This window comes from Arthrobacter sp. NPDC058130, from assembly GCF_042884475.1.
In the GTDB taxonomy this organism is placed as follows: Bacteria; Actinomycetota; Actinomycetes; order Actinomycetales; family Micrococcaceae; genus Arthrobacter.
Genome location: NZ_JBHVTV010000012.1, coordinates 1 through 15,348 on the forward strand (window position 1 = coordinate 1; position 15,348 = coordinate 15,348).

The 15,348-nt window shown below is 62.7% G+C and carries 13 protein-coding genes; 2 read left to right on the forward strand and 11 right to left on the reverse strand.

All coding sequences use genetic code 11. The annotated features are described in order from the left end of the window. Window positions 1-117 precede the first annotated feature (117 nt). The 6 genes from ACFVTM_RS17755 to ACFVTM_RS17780 all read right to left on the reverse strand — a co-directional run bounded on the left by ACFVTM_RS17755 (window position 118) and on the right by ACFVTM_RS17780 (window position 6,653). Complete coding sequence (locus ACFVTM_RS17755) at window positions 118-609, reverse strand: molybdenum cofactor biosynthesis protein MoaE (RefSeq protein WP_390205098.1); 492 nt, start codon at window positions 607-609, stop codon at window positions 118-120. Continuing rightward, complete coding sequence (gene fdhD / locus ACFVTM_RS17760) at window positions 596-1,477, reverse strand: formate dehydrogenase accessory sulfurtransferase FdhD (RefSeq protein WP_390205099.1); 882 nt, start codon at window positions 1,475-1,477, stop codon at window positions 596-598. Before fdhD ends, ACFVTM_RS17755 begins: the two co-directional genes overlap by 14 nt. Then, on the reverse strand, window positions 1,465-2,781 hold the full coding sequence (locus ACFVTM_RS17765; RefSeq protein ID WP_390205100.1) for a molybdopterin molybdotransferase MoeA: 1,317 nt from the start codon (window positions 2,779-2,781) through the stop codon (window positions 1,465-1,467). The genes fdhD and ACFVTM_RS17765 overlap by 13 nt, the downstream gene beginning before the upstream one ends. A 63-nt stretch (window positions 2,782-2,844) precedes the next feature. Further along, complete coding sequence (folE, locus tag ACFVTM_RS17770) at window positions 2,845-3,432, reverse strand: GTP cyclohydrolase I FolE (RefSeq protein ID WP_390205337.1); 588 nt, start codon at window positions 3,430-3,432, stop codon at window positions 2,845-2,847. An 8-nt stretch (window positions 3,433-3,440) separates the two neighbouring features. After that, window positions 3,441-5,768, reverse strand: a complete 2,328-nt coding sequence (locus ACFVTM_RS17775) for an FdhF/YdeP family oxidoreductase (protein WP_390205102.1) — start codon at window positions 5,766-5,768, stop codon at window positions 3,441-3,443. A 12-nt stretch (window positions 5,769-5,780) separates the two neighbouring features. Then, the gene (locus ACFVTM_RS17780; protein ID WP_390205104.1) at window positions 5,781-6,653 is read right to left on the reverse strand and encodes a methylenetetrahydrofolate reductase; all 873 of its coding nucleotides are present in this window, start codon (window positions 6,651-6,653) and stop codon (window positions 5,781-5,783) included. A gap of 177 nt (window positions 6,654-6,830) precedes the next feature. On the opposite strand from ACFVTM_RS17780, the gene ACFVTM_RS17785 reads away from it, so the two are divergent. Further along, entirely contained in the window at window positions 6,831-7,526 is a 696-nt protein-coding gene (locus ACFVTM_RS17785; RefSeq protein ID WP_390205338.1) for a GntR family transcriptional regulator, read from the forward strand. 31 nt (window positions 7,527-7,557) lie between these two features. On the opposite strand, the gene pabB is transcribed toward ACFVTM_RS17785, so the two are convergent. The 5 genes from pabB to purU form a co-directional block, all read right to left on the reverse strand. Continuing rightward, window positions 7,558-9,105: an aminodeoxychorismate synthase component I gene (gene pabB / locus ACFVTM_RS17790; RefSeq protein WP_390205106.1), complete on the reverse strand. Its 1,548-nt coding sequence runs from the start codon at window positions 9,103-9,105 to the stop codon at window positions 7,558-7,560. Between the two features lie 256 nt (window positions 9,106-9,361). Beyond that, window positions 9,362-10,237: a bifunctional 5,10-methylenetetrahydrofolate dehydrogenase/5,10-methenyltetrahydrofolate cyclohydrolase gene (locus ACFVTM_RS17795; RefSeq protein WP_390205107.1), complete on the reverse strand. Its 876-nt coding sequence runs from the start codon at window positions 10,235-10,237 to the stop codon at window positions 9,362-9,364. After that, on the reverse strand, window positions 10,234-10,860 hold the full coding sequence (locus ACFVTM_RS17800; protein WP_390205108.1) for a cyclodeaminase/cyclohydrolase family protein: 627 nt from the start codon (window positions 10,858-10,860) through the stop codon (window positions 10,234-10,236). Before ACFVTM_RS17800 ends, ACFVTM_RS17795 begins: the two co-directional genes overlap by 4 nt. Before the next feature lie 129 nt (window positions 10,861-10,989). Then, a complete protein-coding gene (locus ACFVTM_RS17805; RefSeq protein WP_390205109.1) occupies window positions 10,990-13,482 on the reverse strand; it encodes an FAD-dependent oxidoreductase in 2,493 nt (830 codons plus the stop codon). A 91-nt stretch (window positions 13,483-13,573) separates the two neighbouring features. Then, entirely contained in the window at window positions 13,574-14,488 is a 915-nt protein-coding gene (purU, locus tag ACFVTM_RS17810; RefSeq protein ID WP_390205111.1) for a formyltetrahydrofolate deformylase, read from the reverse strand. Between the two features lie 120 nt (window positions 14,489-14,608). On the opposite strand from purU, the gene ACFVTM_RS17815 reads away from it, so the two are divergent. Next, window positions 14,609-15,289 (forward strand): GntR family transcriptional regulator, encoded by a 681-nt coding sequence (locus tag ACFVTM_RS17815; RefSeq protein ID WP_390205113.1) that lies wholly within the window; start codon window positions 14,609-14,611, stop codon window positions 15,287-15,289. The last annotated feature ends 59 nt before the right edge of the window (window positions 15,290-15,348 follow it).

Consider the following 15,348-nt stretch of genomic DNA (forward strand, 5'->3'; position numbering starts at 1 on the left):
TCGACCAGGTAGTGATCGGTCAGGATGATCGCGCCGTCGGCACCGACGGACTTGGAATGGGCGTCGGAAGTGACGGGGGCGCCGGACTGTGTCGTTGAAATGGCAGTCATTGTTCTCCTATTTTCGATTTCTTGAGTCGGACGATTGGAAAGCATTCGTTGGATTGCTGGCGGTCCCCACCCATTCCACAGTGCCGTCACTGAAAAATTGTTCTTTCCAGATGGGCACACGGGCCTTGATGCGGTCCACGAGGTCTGAACAAACTTCGAATGCCTGGCCTCGGTGGGCTGCCGAGACGGCACAGACGAGTGCGGAATCACCGACGCGGAGCACGCCAATGCGATGGGCTACCCAGATACGGATGGGGTGTTCGGTCCACATTCCATGCTCTGCGGCAAGCCCTGCCATTACATCGTTCAGGACTTGCTGTGCTGTGGGGTGTGCAGAGTAGCTGAGCCTGTCTACGGCTTTCCCGTCATCATGGTTGCGGACTACTCCGCTAAAGCTGACCACGGCACCGGCCTCGTTGCCCTCGACGGCTGATATCGCGCGGTCAACAGAGATGGGGTCTGCGCTAAGCCCGGCGAGGACAACATCAAAGCCGGGCATAGTTCTCCTCACGGCTCGACTTGCGCGGAGGGGCCAACCGCTCGCGTCCGGCGTAGACATTCAGGCTGTGTCCCCGGCTGAACCCGACCAACGTCACTCCGGTCTCAGCAGCCAGGTCAACGGCAAGACTTGAAGGTGCGCTCACCGCTGCCAGGGCGGGAATGCCGGCCAGCGCTGCCTTCTGGACAAGCTCGAAAGAAGCCCGTCCGGAGACTTGGAGTACGGTGCCGGTCAGCGGCAACAGGTCTTGGCGCAGAGCCCAGCCCACCACCTTATCGACAGCATTGTGGCGGCCTACGTCCTCACGAAGACAAAGCATTTCCGGGCTCGGGCCATCCACCCTAAACAGGCCCGCTGCATGAACACCTCCGGTCTTCTCGAACAGAGCTTGGGCCCCGCGAAGCCGCTCCGGCAGTTCGGCGAGTACATCCAAGGGAATCTGCAGCTCGTCCTGGGAAGGGTCGAAATGGAGTGTCTTGCGAACGGCCTCGATCGAGTCAGTTCCGCAGATGCCGCAGGAGCTTGAGGTGTAAACGTGGCGCATGGTGTCCGGCATGACCACATCCGACCGCAATTGTGCCTCGATCACGTTGAACGTCTGTGTGCCTCCGGTGTCCCCGGCACAGAAGCGAAGCGAGACGAGCTCGGACTGACTTCTGATGATGCCTTCGGAAACAAGGAACCCCGCTACCAAGTCAAAATCGTCCCCTGGGGTCCTCATGGTGACAGCGAAGGACTTGCCGCCGATGCGGATTTCCAGTGGCTCCTCGGCGGCCAGTACGTCTTCCTTGAACCGTATTGGGTGTTCGGTGCGTGAACCGTCGATACGAAAGCGATGAATCTTCCTACGCTGAGTCATTCGTGCCATGCGATGCTCCGTACTCGAGACTTTATGGAAGCGATGTTCTCGTTCGACTGTGTCCAGGGCAGCGGGAGCACCGGAATGGGTTCACCGGACAGGACGCCCTCGGGGGGAACGGCCATGACGCCGTCCGCCCAGGCAAGACCACGCATCATGCCCGGTCCTGTATGTGAGACAGGAAATGCCAGACCGTGGCTAAACGTGCAGGGGATGAGGCGCGTACGCCCCGGGTAGGGATCAACGTCAGCGCCCGAAATCACATGTCCAACTGCCCTCATGGACTTGTTTCCGAGCGCTGCCAGAAGCGGCTCTGCGAGTGTGGTTAGCGCCACCATTGCAGCGAGGGGGTTTCCGGGAAGGCCGAGGAGGAACCGACCGTCGGGGAGTTCGGCCAAGACAGCGGGGTGGCCAGGGCGCATGGCGACGCCGTCCAGCAACAGCCGGCCGCCCAGTGCGGCTACGGCGGCGCGGAAATGGTCTGTGCCGGAACGGCCGGTTCCCCCGGTGGTTATGGTTACATCCGGTCGCTGCCCGGTCAGGGATCCAGAATCTCCGAGGGCCGAGAGCCAGTCGTGGTAGGAGTCGCCAATGCGGAAGGGGCTGCCGGGCGTGGCTCCAAGGAGGGAAATGACCGACTCAAGTTGCGGACCGAACGTGTCCCTGACCTGTCCCGGGGCCGGAACGCCGGAGGTGACGACCTCAGAACCAGTCAGAACGATCGCTACCTTCGGTCTTCCGTGGACCTGCAGTTCGTCGTGGCCGGCCACGGCAGCGAGGGCAATGTGGGCGGGGTTCAGTAATGTACCCGCTGGGATCAACACCTCACCCGCCGTGGCCTCTTCGCCCGCATGGCGGATGTGCTGACCGAGCAGTGGCTCACCGTGCTTCGCGTGGTGGTTGAGCGTCAGCACTAGCTCGCCTTCCGCGTTGCGGGTGAGCTGGCCACTTTCTGTGCGGAGTATTGAGTCGGCGCCCGGCGGTACCAGTCCACCGGTGGCAATGGTGCTGGCTTCGTCGGGTGACAATGCGCGTCCCTGTTGGGAAAGACTCCAGGGACCGGTGCCATTGACGGCCCAACCGTCCATTGCCGAGGAAGCGTAGTGGGGAATGTTCTGCCGCGCGATGACGTCGCGGGTCAGTGTTCGGCCTGGTGCTGAAGAGAGCGGGACGCTCACGGGCGGGAGTGCTGATGCGCAAGCAAAGGCAATCTGGCGGGCTTCGGACCAGGTTGGGGCTGGCCTTCCGGCATGCTGGCGGGTAGGAGGCGACGCGGAAGCGCGACCGTCTGTGGCGATTTCATGAGTTGGCATCGCGGGCCTTTCTGACTGTCTGATGCGCTGGGGTGTGCGGTACATCGTGTGTCCGGAGATTTCTTAGCGCCCATGTATCAGGCTCAGCGCCTCAGCCCGGGCCGCCGGTAGACGGAGCTCCCCGCGGACGGCCGAAGTGATGGTCTTGGCCCCGGGCTTGCGGACACCGCGCATCGACATGCAGAGGTGCTCGCACTCCACTACCACAATGGCCCCCAGGGGCCGCAGCGAACTGACGAGCGCATCAACGACCTGGGTTGTCAGCCGTTCCTGGACCTGTGGCCTGCGTGCAAAGACATCGACCAGCCGGGCCAGCTTGCTCAGTCCCGTGACGAGACCCTCAGCCGATGGGATGTAGCCAACGTGGGCTACGCCGTGGAACGGCACCAGGTGGTGCTCGCAGGTGGAGTAGAAGGGGATGTCTTTGACGATGACCATTTCTCCGTGCCCAAGGTCAAAGGTCTTATCCAGCACGGCAAGGGGGTCCTCATGAAGCCCGCCAAATATCTCCGCAGCCGCGCGGGCTACCCGCGCGGGCGTATCCACGAGCCCTGGCCTGTCCGGGTCCTCTCCGATCGCAAGTAGATATTCGCGGACGGCCTGTTCAACCCGCGGCCCGTCCACACGTGTGGACGCTGTTGCCGTCGTCATGTCGGCGCTCACGCTTCGGCCCGTTCCAGCCGCACGATGACGGACTTGGATGTCGGCGTACCGCTGGTGTCGGCTACCGAATCGAGCGGCACGAGCACGTTGGTCTCCGGGTAGTAGGCTGCCGCACAGCCCTTCGGTGTCGAGTACGAAACGATCCGGAAGTTGTCCGCCCGCCGCTCTGTCCCGCGGAACTCGGAAATCAGATGAACCATGTCACCGTCCTTAAAGCCGAGCTCAGCGATGTCAGCCTCGTTGACAAGAACCACCCGACGGCCACCGTGGATGCCGCGGTAACGGTCATCCTTGCCATAGATGGTGGTGTTGTACTGGTCGTGGGAGCGAAGTGTTTGAAGGACCAGCCGCCCCTCGGGGATTGTGATGAATTCCAGCTCATTGCCGGTGAAGTGGGCCTTGCCCGACGCGGTCGCGAACTGTCTGGCGTCCCGCGGAGGGTGGGGGAGGACAAAGCCGCCAGGGTGCTGGATCCGCTCCTCGAAATTTTCGAAGCCGTCGATGACCGCCTCGATGTGTTTCCGGATCAGGGAGTAGTCGTCTTTCATCGAGAGCCAGGCGGCTTTAGGCGTGTTGGGCAGTGGGAGGTTGTCACTGTCGGTGAAGAGCTTTTGGGCGAGGTTGCACACTATGGCCACTTCCGAGTGGAGGTGCTCGCTTGCCGGCCTAATGCGTCCGCGGGACGCATGGACGGCGCTCATGGAGTCTTCCACCGTCACTCTCTGGTCGCCGGTGCGCTGCGCGTCCTTTTCGGTCCGACCCAGCGTCGGGAGGATCAGCGCGCGTCGACCCGTGGACACGTGGGAATGGTTCAGCTTCGTGGAGATCTGTACTGTCAGGTCTGTGTTGGCCAATGCCCGCTCCGTGACCTCGGAATCCGGGGCAGCCCGGACGAAGTTTCCACCCATTCCAATGAAGACGCGGACTTTGCCGTCCCGCATGGCACGAATCGCCGCAACGGTGTCGTAGCCGTGCTTGCGAGGGGAAAGGAACTTGAACTCCTGGTCCAGCCTGTCGTGGAACGCCTCTGGCATTTTTTCGAAGATGCCCATGGTGCGGTCGCCCTGGACGTTCGAGTGGCCGCGGACGGGGCATACTCCTGCTCCGGGCTTGCCGATGTTGCCTTGGAGAAGCAGCACGTTGACGACGTCCCGGAGCGTGGGAACCGAGTGTTTGTGCTGGGTTAGGCCCATGGCCCAGCAGACGATGGTGGCATTGGAGGCCAGCAGGCGTTCGCCCGTGGTCTTGATCTGCTCCAAGCTCAGGCCCGTGGCTTCGACTATTTCACTCCACTGGACCTTTTCGAGGTGCCGCAGGTATTCGTTGATGCCCACGGTGTGGTCATTTATGAATTCGTGGTCCAGGACCGTAGTCAGTCCCGGGGTTTTCCTCCCCTGCGCCTCCGCCTCGAGGAGGTATTTGCCAAGCCCCTGGAAGAGGGCCTGATCCCCGCCGGCCCGGATCTGCAGGAAGTCGTCAGTCAGCTGCGTGCCCACGAGCGTTCCGGAGATCGTCTGTGGATTCTCGAACCGGAGGAGCCCGGCCTCGGGAAGTGGGTTGACGGAGACGATGACGGCGCCGTTCTTCTTCGCTTTTTCCAGGGCGCTGAGCATGCGCGGGTGGTTAGTACCTGGATTCTGCCCGGCAACGAAGATCAGCGAGGCTGTCTCCAGGTCGACGAGGCTGACCGAGCCCTTGCCGATGCCGATGGTTTCAACGAGGGCTGAACCCGTGGACTCGTGGCACATGTTGGAGCAATCGGGGAGATTGTTCGTGCCCAGTCCCCGCACGAGGAGCTGGTAGAGGAAGGCGGCTTCATTCGAGGTCCGCCCGGAAGTGTAAAAAACTGCTTGGTCGGGATGGTCCATCTCTTTCATCTCCTGGGCGATCAGCTCATAGGCTGCGTCCCATTCGATGGGTGTGTAGTGTGTGGCTCCCTCGGCCAAAAGCATCGGGTGGGTCAGCCGGCCCTGCTGACCCAGCCAGTAGTCGTCCCGCGTTTTCAGGTCCTCGATGGAGTGTTTGGCGAAGAACTCGGGGGTGAGGCGGCGGCGGGTGCCCTCCTCGGCCACTGCCTTCGCGCCATTTTCGCAGAACTCGGCTGCGTTGCGCTTTTCGTGTTCGGGCCATGCGCAGCCCATGCAGTCGAACCCGTCAAGCTGGTTGACTGCCAGCAGCGTTTGGACACTGCGCAGCGGACCCATCTGCTCGAGGGAGATCTTCAGCGAGTTCACCACCGCGGGGATTCCGACGGCCTTGGTCTTGGGTTTGGTGACCGTCAGCTTTGACTCGTCGATGTTATGTAGGGGGGCTTTTGAAGCCATGTGATCTTCCCTTCAGATCTTGGCAGGAAACAGGGGGTGGGCGGCGACACTCTGGGGCAAATTGCTCTGCTGCTGCTGCGTCGGCAGGCTGGCCAAGAGGCGCGGAAGGCGCACCAGGTCGTTGAAGGTGTAAACGTGGAACCCGGCAAAGAGCGGATCCCCGCCCAGCTCGTGGTGAACTTGGCGGATCAGCTGGGCACTGTCGTAGTTAAAGTCACCGCCTCCCCATAGGGCCCCCGCCATTCCTGTTCCCCGGGCAAGCTTTAGCGAGCGGCCTACGCCGAGGCGGGCTCCCATCGACACCAGCTTCTTGATGGAGACCGGACCCGGGACGCCAACCCACACAGGAAGGTTGATGTCCCCTTCGCGGATCGTCCGGAGGTATCGGCTGATTGCCTGCGCTGAAAAGCACATCTGAGTAACCAGTGAGGAGGCCATTGGTGCCTTGGCCTGGAGGCTGCTCATCAGCTGCTCCTGGCTCAGCTCCGGGTGGCCTTCGGGGTATCCGGCAATGCCCAAGGAGAGCTCAGGTGAGTACGCCCTGATTGCCTCCAGGAGTTGTCCGCTCCATGAGTAGGGACCAGCAGGCGTGCGCCGGTCACCGGCAACGAGAAACAGCTCGGAGACTCCCGCGCCCTGCAGTTGCCGCAGCAGGGCATGCAGCTCGGCCTGGCTGGTAATGCTCCGGGCGGCGAGGTGGGGAACTGCGTGGTAGCCCAGTCCCGCGAGATTTGCGGATGCTTCTACGGTCCTTGCGGGACCGTGATGCGGAAGGCAGGTCACACTGACGGAACCCGGAGTGTCGAAGGCCAGGGGGAGTTGGGTGAGCAGATCGGCAGACGGCACAACTTCCAGCCGCACCCTTGCAGCAGCGTGCTTGCTCATTGCGCTCCGTTCTTTGGCGTACCCATGCAATGCCCGTGGGGAGGGCAGCATCCATTTCGGAATCCGTGGAAAGATTGACATTCCTATGCCCATATAGTGATATATCAGTTCTAGGAATACTATGTACGTGGAGCCTTCACGTCAAGGCTCAGTCGTACGGCGGGAGGGGGCTTGGAAATGGCAAGTGGCGGTGAATTATCGGTGGAGGCGGGGGGATCGTACCTGCCGGGGAGGCAGGAGGACGAGTCCTTCGCCGACTTCGCCTATAGGGTCTTGTGCGACGAATTGATCGTTCTGGACATCAAACCTGGTGAACCCCTCAACGATGAAGTCATTTCACGGCGCCTCGGTGTTGGCAGAACGCCGATCCGGGAAGCTATGAAGCGGCTCGAGAGCGACCATTTGGTGGTGGCCTATCCCCGGCGGGGAACATTCGCCGCTGGCGTGGACATCACTGATCTGGCTGAAATTTCCGAGATACGCCAACTTCTGGAGCCTGCAGCAGCAGCGCGCGCTGCGCGGATGGCGTCACCGCAGCTTCGGCAGGAGCTTCGGGACTTTGCCCGGGAAGTCGGGCAGCTTCTGCCGGTGATGCACTCGCAACGGGAACTCATGCGTCTGGACATGCGGGTCCACCGGATGATCTACCGGGCCACTGGAAGTCGGCACCTTGAAGAAGTCCTGATTCGATACGACAACCTGGCAACCCGGATTTGGAGCCTTGTGCTGGAAAAGCTTCCGCCAGTGTCGGAGCATATTGCCCAGCATATTGAGCTTCTCGAATGCATCGCGGATGGGGACTCCGATGCAGCTGCACGGCTGACCACCCAGCACGTCGCCGACTTCGAGAACCTGATCAGGGCTGTCCTGTAAACCCTCTGGCCTGGAGCTGCACGGCATGAGCTCAACCAGGAAAAGACGCGCCTAGAACGCCAAGGATGGCCTTGGCTTTAGTGTGGGTCTCTGCGAGCTCGTCGTCGGGGTCGGAGTCGGCTGTGATGGCCCCACCGATACCCACGGACAGCCGCTGCCGTTCCGCAGGAGGGGTGTGTACGACGGCGCTGCGAATGGTGACCGAAAGGTCCGCGGCGCCGTTGGGGGAAAAATAGCCGACCACACCTGAATAGGGTCCGCGCGGTTGGGATTCCAATTCGTCGAGGATGTCCATGCTGCTGATCTTGGGTGCCCCGGTCATGGAGCCGGGAGGGTAGGCAGCCGCAACAACAGCCGTCCTGGACCGGTCAGGGGCAATTGTGGCCTCTATGGTGCTGACCAGCTGGTGCACCGTCATGTAGGTCTCCACGTCGCAGAGCCGTGTCACGGAAACTGTTCCCGGTTCGGCATGGCGGGACAGGTCGTTTCGCATCAGATCCACGATCATGATGTTTTCCGCCCTGTCCTTTGCCGAGGTCATCAGGTCATGCTTCAGCGCCCTGTCTGCCCGAGGTGACGCGTCCCGCCGTCGGGTCCCCTTGATGGGTTCGGCACGGATGTGACCGCCCGCGGTGATACTGAGGAAGCGCTCCGGGGAGGAACTCGCGATGGTTACTGCACCAAGCTGGACGAGGCTTGCGAACGGCGCCGGGCTGGCCCGGCGGAGTCTGCGGTATAAGTCCCACGGATCCATGCTCTCGTGGAGGTTGGTGAAGATTTGGGTCGTGAGGCAAACCTCGTAGGAGTTTCCCTGCATGATTTCGTTCTGGGATGCGGCGATTTTTTGGAGGTAGGACTGGCCGGAGTCCGCTGCGCTGAACTGTACGGCCGGCAACCGGCTGTTGAGGCGCCCTGGCACAGGAGGCAGGCGCCGGATGCGTCGGACGACGTTCCTGCACCATTGCTGGCCTTCTGCGCCGGCTTCGGCAAGAAGGTACAGGCAACGTGCCTCATGGTCGAACACCACGGCCCGGCTGCAACGGATCAGTGAGGCATCTGGCAGGGGTGATTCCACCGCGTTGCCGCCACACTCGCGTTTGAGCTCGTAACCCAGGTAGCCCAGCCAGCCGAGGGCGAACCCCAGGCCCGTGGGAAGAGTGGGAACCGGTGCCTGGCTGCTGTCCCAATTCCTGTCCAGCCAACTGAAGAAGGGACCCCGAAACCTCGCTACCACCAGCTTTGATTCCATGATGGTCACGCCGTTCAGGTGCTGTGCCCTCATGCCGCGGCTGCCGGAATCGTCAGCCATGATGCTGTAGCGGTTGCGTCCGGCCACGGGGTCCATGGCCGCGTTCGAGCTGTCCAGCCAGACGCGGTGGCTGGACAGCCCGTAGAGCTCGTGGAAGGCTGCTTCCGGATCCGGGTACGCCGCAAGCGGCACACAGTGGAGGGCAGGGGTGGCGGGCAGCGTCCGGAGACCGCGAACTGCGGCCAGAGCGGGAAGCTGCGCCAGGGCCTCGGCAGCGTGAACGGGTGCTTCAGGATGCGAGGGGTCCAAGACTGTGATTTCAGCAGGCACCCCGGCCCTGCCGTTATTCGGCCCGGCGACTATGCGGAGCAGGCAGTTCCGGGGCCGCCCCGGCTGGTTACGAGGACAACTTCGGGGCATTCGCCGGGGGCGTGCCGCACATCCCGGTCGGTTTGAGTTCGCACCGTGCAGAAGGAACTCAGTACCCGTTCGAGCGCGGAAACGAAGGCTAGCCCATCAGGGGTATCCAGGCCTTCGACGGCCACGACAACGGATTCCCGGTGCTGGCAGGTGGGCCTGCCGTGGATCATCCGGCAGTTCCAGGGACCAAGGTACGCGACTGTTTCCGCGCGGCCTCGGTTGTGTGCAGGAGAAGCAGGGATGTGGTGACGGAGCCGACGCCGCCGGGGACAGGTGTCAGTGCCGCGGCAACGCCGCGCACGCTGGCTTCGTCGACATCCCCCACGAGGGAGCCGTCGGGAAGGACGTTGGTGCCGACGTCGATCACTACGGCAGCGGAAGAAACGTGGTCGCCGTTTAGCAGGCCGGTCCGCCCGGCAGCGACGACCACGACGTCGGCGGTCTTGGTGTATTTCTCCAGCGGACCTGACCTGGAGTGGCAGACCGTAATGGCGGCGTCGCGTTCCAGCAACAGCAGGGACAGTGGCTTTCCCACGACGGCGGAACGGCCAATGACGACGACGTTCCGGCCAGCAAGTGGGATGTCAAAGTGGTCAAGGATCTCGATTACGGCCCGGGCCGTGGCGGGTGCGAATGCGGACTGGCCGACGGCCAGTCGGCCAAGACTCAACGGGTTCGCGCCATCGATGTCCTTCTCCGGGGCAATGTGCCCGACCAGCTCATCCGTCTGGACGCCGGGAGGCAGAGGCGTCTGGAGGATGATGCCGTTCACTGAAGCATCTGTGCTGAGGTCCTTCAGTGCAGCGGCCAAGACCTCCCCGGTGGCATCGTGGCCAAGGTCCACAATCCGGCAACTGATCCCGGCCCTTTCTGCGGCCCGTTCGATGGACCGGACATACCAATGCGTGGAGCCGTCGTCGGTGGCCACCACCACTGCGAGCATTGGGTGCAGCCCGTCAGCCTCGAGGCCCCGGGCCTCGTCATGGGCTTTCTGCTGAATGGTCTTTGCCAGTGTCTTTCCGGAGAGGAGTAAGGTGCTCAACCGAGGATCCTTCCGCGCACGCGCCCTACGAGGGAGTCCGCTGCCAGGATGACCTTTTCCTCAACGCCGTCGGTCTGGTCAGCCAGCCGTGAACGGGCCGCGGCGTCTTTGACGGCCACCACGTTAATGTCGATGTTCACCCGGGCGGTCGTGGCGGCTGCGCGGGCTGCGTCGGCGGCAGCAGCGATGTCGCTGATCACATTGGCGTTCGCGACCTCGAAAAGTTCCGTGGCAAGATCCACGACGGCGCCGGCGAGCTTGATGAGCTGTGCGGGGGGTTGCGCGGCCAGGATGAGGGCTTCCTGGATGGCTGCCGTTCGTGCGGCCCTGAGATCTTCCGTTCCGGACGGAAGTTTGTACGAATCGATGACGCCTTGGAAAGCTTCTTGGTCGGCATCGGCCAGGCGCAGGGCCTCGACTACCAGTCCGTCGGCGGCACTGATGACCCTTTGAACGAGTTCGGCGTGCTGCTCGTATTTCGCACCGGTGGTGTATCTGGCAACCATGGCGACGAGCGCTGCCCCCTGAGCGGCGTGGAGGGCCGCGGCTGCGCCGCCGCCTGGGGTGGGTTCGCGTGAGGCAAGGCGGGCGAGGTATTCGGTGATTGTTTCTGAACTGATCATGTGTCTTCCTGGGCTGAAGCTCGAGTCGACTGGGCGGGGTAGGGGACGAGCCAGGGAAGAGCGGCGGCCCGGACTCTGGTTCGAGGCCATGAGTCCGGGCCGCGTGCTCTTTAATGGTCCGGCGCGTGGTTAGCCGCGGAGCCTGGTCATCGTGGGGTCGTAAAGCGGATCTGCGGTGACTGTGGCCTGGATGCGCCGTCCGAAGTACTCGATCTCGACTGAGTCACCAACGGAGACAGCGGCCGGGAGGTACGCGTAGGCGATCGGTTTGGCGACGGTGTAGCCGTAGGCGGCACTGGTGACATAGCCGACCGCCTGGTCTTTGTAGAACACCGGTTCCTTGCCCAGCACGATGCTGCGGCCGTCGTCGACCGTCAGGCAGCGCAGGCGGCGGGCGGAGCTTTCCTCGGTGCGGCCTTCCAAAGCAGCCTTTCCGACGAAGTTTTCCTTGGTCATCTTGACGGCGAACCCGAGGCCGGCTTCCAGGGGGTCGTGCTCGGTGGTCATGTCAGTGCCCCACGAGCGGTAGCCCTTTTCGAGACGCAGCGAACTAAAGGCGGCCCGGCCTGCGGCGATAACGCCGTGAGGCTGTCCGGCCTTCCACAGGGCATCCCAGAGGCGCTGTCCATTGTCCGCACTGGTGTAGAGCTCCCAGCCAAGCTCGCCGACGTAGGACAGGCGCATCGCGGTGACGGTGACGCCGCCGATGACCACCTTTTTGGCACGGAAGTAACGGAGGCCATCGTTGGAGAAATCGTCGCTGCTCACGGTGCTGATGAGGTCCCGTGCCAGGGGGCCCCACAGGCCGATGCAGCAGGTGCCGCCTGTCGTGTCGCGCACCTGCACCCAGTCGCTGGCGGTTCCGCTTTCTGTCTGGTGGCGTGCCGCCCGCTCAAAGTAAGCAGTATCGATGTTTCCGTTGGCTCCGAGCTGGAAGGTGTCTTCGCTCAGGCGGGCAACGGTGATGTCGCTTCGGATGCCGCCTGCGTGGTCCAACAGGAGGGTGTATGTGACTGCGCCGGGCTTCTTTGCCATGTCCGCGGTGGTGAGTTCCTGCAGCAGCTTCAATGCTCCCGGGCCGGAGACCTCGAGGCGCTTGAGCGGAGTCATGTCGTACATGGCCACTGCCGTGCGGGTCTTCCAAGCTTCCGCGGCGGCAATGGGCGAGCTGAACATCCCCGACCAGGCATCACGGGCCGGGGGCTGCCACTCAGCCGGCATCTCCTTCAGCAGTTCCGCGTTGGCTTCGAACCAGTAGGGGCGTTCCCATCCGCCGCCCTCGAGGAAGAATCCTCCCAAGGCCTTGTGGCGGGCGTAAAAGGGGCTGACTCGGAGGTTGCGGGGGGAGAGCTTGGACTGGAGCGGGTGGAGGACGTCGTAGATTTCAACGAAATTCTGCTGTGACGTTTCGCTGACGTATTCCGGGGTCAGCTGGACCTCTTCAAAGCGGTGAATATCGCAATCACCCAGATCGATCTCCGACCTGCCGGTGGTCAGCAGTTCGGCAACGGCGCGGGCGATACCGGCCGAGTGGGTCACCCAGACGGCTTCGGCGACGAAGAAGCCGTCCAACTCCTTGGACTCGCCCACCAGGGATCCGCCGTCGGGGGTGAAGGAGAAGATGCCGTTGAAGCCGTCCTCGATGTCGCTTTCCCGCAGCGCGGGCAGCATGCGCTTGGTGGCTTCCCATGCCGGGACGAAGTCTTCCAGGGTGAAATCGAGCCGGGAGGGCATGTTGTGTTCGCTGATCGCGGCCGGCTCGTAGGTGGCCAGGTCCGCAAGGTCCACGGGCATGGGGCGGTGGGCGTAGGAGCCGATTCCGTAGCGTTCGCCGTGCTCGCGGTAGTAAAGGTCCTGGTCCTGGTGCCGCAGGATGGGCAAGGAGGCGCCGTTGGGCAGGTCGTTCTTGCCCTTCAATGCCGGCACCGGCGTGGTCTTGACGTACTGGTGGGCCAAGGGCAGAAGGGGGACGGACATGCCGATCATTTCGCCGATCTTGGCCCCCCAGAAGCCTGCGCAGGAAACCACGATGTCCGCGGGGACAACACCTTCGGTCGTCTGGACGCCCGTGACGCGCCGGCCGGACTGTTCAATACCCGTGACCGTGGTGTTGCCCCGGTACTTGACGCCCGCGGCTTCTGTACGCTTGATCAGCAGCTGAACGGCGCGGGCGGCGTTGGCGAGGCCGTCGCTGGGGACATGGAGCCCTCCCAGGATGTCTTCCTCGTTCAGGAGCGGGTAGAGTTCCACGCACTCTTCACGCGAAAGGATCTTGCCGCTAATTCCATACGATGCGGCGTATCCGAGCTTCCGCTTCAGGTCCGCGAGACGGGTCTCGGTGGTGGCGACCTCGAGCCCGCCGACCTGGTTGAAGCAGTTGACGCCGTCCTCGGATAAGGACAGAAGCTTCTCCACCGTGTACTTGGCGAAGAGCGCCATGGATTTTGAGGGGTTGGTCTGGAAGACGAGACCGGGGGCGTGGGACGTGGAGCCCCCGGGCATGTTCAGCGGTCCCTGGTCCAGGACGGTGATGTTGTTCCAACCCCGGGTGACCAGTTCGTCGGCCAGGTTCGTGCCGACGATTCCAGCTCCAATAATGACGATGCTTGGCGTCGATGCCATGTGGTTTCTCCTGCTGAGTTTCGTGTGTCTTCGTTGCTGGTTTGGTGGTCGTGCTTAGCGGAACACGACGGTGCTGGTTTGGTGGTCGTGTTTAGCGGAACACGACAGTGCTGGTTTGGTCCAGCAGCACACGGTGTTCGCAGTGCCACCGCACGGCGCGGGACAGAGCCAATGCCTCGGCGTCCCGTCCGACTGTTGAAAGGGCGGTCGGTCCGTAGCTGTGGTCGACCCTGATGACTTCCTGTTCGATGATTGGCCCCTCATCCAGTTCCGCGGTTACGTAGTGGGCCGTGGCGCCCACCAGCTTGACTCCACGGTCGTAGGCCTGGTGGTAAGGGCGTGCACCCTTGAACCCGGGGAGGAAGGAGTGGTGGATGTTGATAGCCCGGCCTTCCAAGGAACGGCAGAGGTCGTCGGACAGCACCTGCATGTACCGGGCGAGCACGACGAGGTCGATGTCATGCTCATCCACCAGTTCCAGGAGGCGACGCTCGGCATCTGACTTTGTCTCAGGGGTCACCGGGAGGTAGATGAAGGGGAGGCCCGCGGCCTCGGCCATGGCCCTGTGGGTTTCATGGTTGGAAACGATAAGGGCGATGTCGCCACCGAGGCTTCCGCCCCGCCAGCGGAAGAGCAGGTCGTTAAGGCAGTGGCCGAACTTGGACACCATCACAAGGATGCGTTGCTTGGTCTGGTCATGGAAGCTGAATTTCATGTCGAACCGGTCAGCGATCAAACGGAATTCTTCCTGGAGCCTCTCCGGGGTGTGGTCCGCCGAGCCGGAGAAGGCGGTCCGCAGATGCAGCGTCTGGCGGAGGCCGTCGTCGAACTGCTGGTGTTCGTCGATGTTGAAGCCACGCTCAAAGAGAAAGGTGGTGACCGCCTGGACGATGCCCGCGCGTTCGCCGCACGACAGTGTGAGCACGAATTTCTGCGTTTGGTCTTCCACACGTTCCTCTGACTGAGTCAGCGTGCTGGTAGATGAGTCTGCCGCCACTAGGGTCATGTCTCCTCCTTAGATATATTTCAAGATTCACTACTGATATATTAGCGTGGCATTCAGCGTATACTGGTCAATGGGTGGGGTCAATAGCCTTCTTGGCTTGAATGAAAAGGGGACCACGTTATGGCTTTTGAAGTTCTGGCAACCGCCGACGATGCGGCAAAGAGGTCGTTGGCTGACGTAGCCTACGAGCGCATCCGGGACAGGCTGCTGATGCTTGACATCAGGCCCGGCGATCTCGTCAATGACGACGACCTCGCCAAGGACCTCGGCGTCGGGCGGACTCCGGTACGTGAGGCCTTGAAGCGGCTGGAGCTCGATCGCCTGGTAGTTTCCTATCCGCGAAGGGGAACTTTCGCGACGCGAGTGGAGGTCACCGACCTTGCGTTCATCTCCGAAATACGCACCCAGCTCGAACCCCTTGCCGCCTCCCGGGCTGCGCGGGTGGCGACGGAGTCGACGAGGGAGCGATTGCGGGATGTTATGCGCGCTGTCGAGTCTTTCGACACCAGTACGGCATCCGTGGTCGAAACCCTGCGGCTGGATGCTCGGGTGCACCGGGGCATTTACGCCGCCGCCGGCAATCCCCACCTCGAGGACGTTCTGATTCGCTACGACAACCTCGCGATACGAATCTGGTGCATGGTCCTGGATCGCCTTCCCGACCTTTCGCGCCACGTGCATGAGCACGTGGACCTGCTCCGTGCGGTTATCGACGGGGATGAGACCCAGGCGGCGGAGCTCGCGCGCATCCACGTCAGCGGCTTCGAGCACGCTGTACGCGAAGCTCTTTTCGCCGTCTAGGCCAGATCTCCAGCGGCCTGGAGCTGAAGCGCAGCCCGAGGGGCTGCGCTTCAGGCGCT

Coding starts and splice junctions, on each gene's coding strand:
- purU (WP_390205111.1), bottom strand. CDS start 14,488: ATGACCCTAGTGGCGGCAGACTCATCTACCAGCACGCTGACTCAGTCA.
- ACFVTM_RS17775 (WP_390205102.1), bottom strand. CDS start 5,768: ATGGCTTCAAAAGCCCCCCTACATAACATCGACGAGTCAAAGCTGACG.
- ACFVTM_RS17805 (WP_390205109.1), bottom strand. CDS start 13,482: ATGGCATCGACGCCAAGCATCGTCATTATTGGAGCTGGAATCGTCGGC.
- ACFVTM_RS17815 (WP_390205113.1), top strand. CDS start 14,609: ATGGCTTTTGAAGTTCTGGCAACCGCCGACGATGCGGCAAAGAGGTCG.
- ACFVTM_RS17800 (WP_390205108.1), bottom strand. CDS start 10,860: ATGATCAGTTCAGAAACAATCACCGAATACCTCGCCCGCCTTGCCTCA.
- fdhD (WP_390205099.1), bottom strand. CDS start 1,477: ATGGCACGAATGACTCAGCGTAGGAAGATTCATCGCTTTCGTATCGAC.
- ACFVTM_RS17780 (WP_390205104.1), bottom strand. CDS start 6,653: ATGAGCAAGCACGCTGCTGCAAGGGTGCGGCTGGAAGTTGTGCCGTCT.
- ACFVTM_RS17765 (WP_390205100.1), bottom strand. CDS start 2,781: ATGCCAACTCATGAAATCGCCACAGACGGTCGCGCTTCCGCGTCGCCT.
- ACFVTM_RS17755 (WP_390205098.1), bottom strand. CDS start 609: ATGCCCGGCTTTGATGTTGTCCTCGCCGGGCTTAGCGCAGACCCCATC.
- ACFVTM_RS17785 (WP_390205338.1), top strand. CDS start 6,831: ATGGCAAGTGGCGGTGAATTATCGGTGGAGGCGGGGGGATCGTACCTG.
- folE (WP_390205337.1), bottom strand. CDS start 3,432: ATGACGACGGCAACAGCGTCCACACGTGTGGACGGGCCGCGGGTTGAA.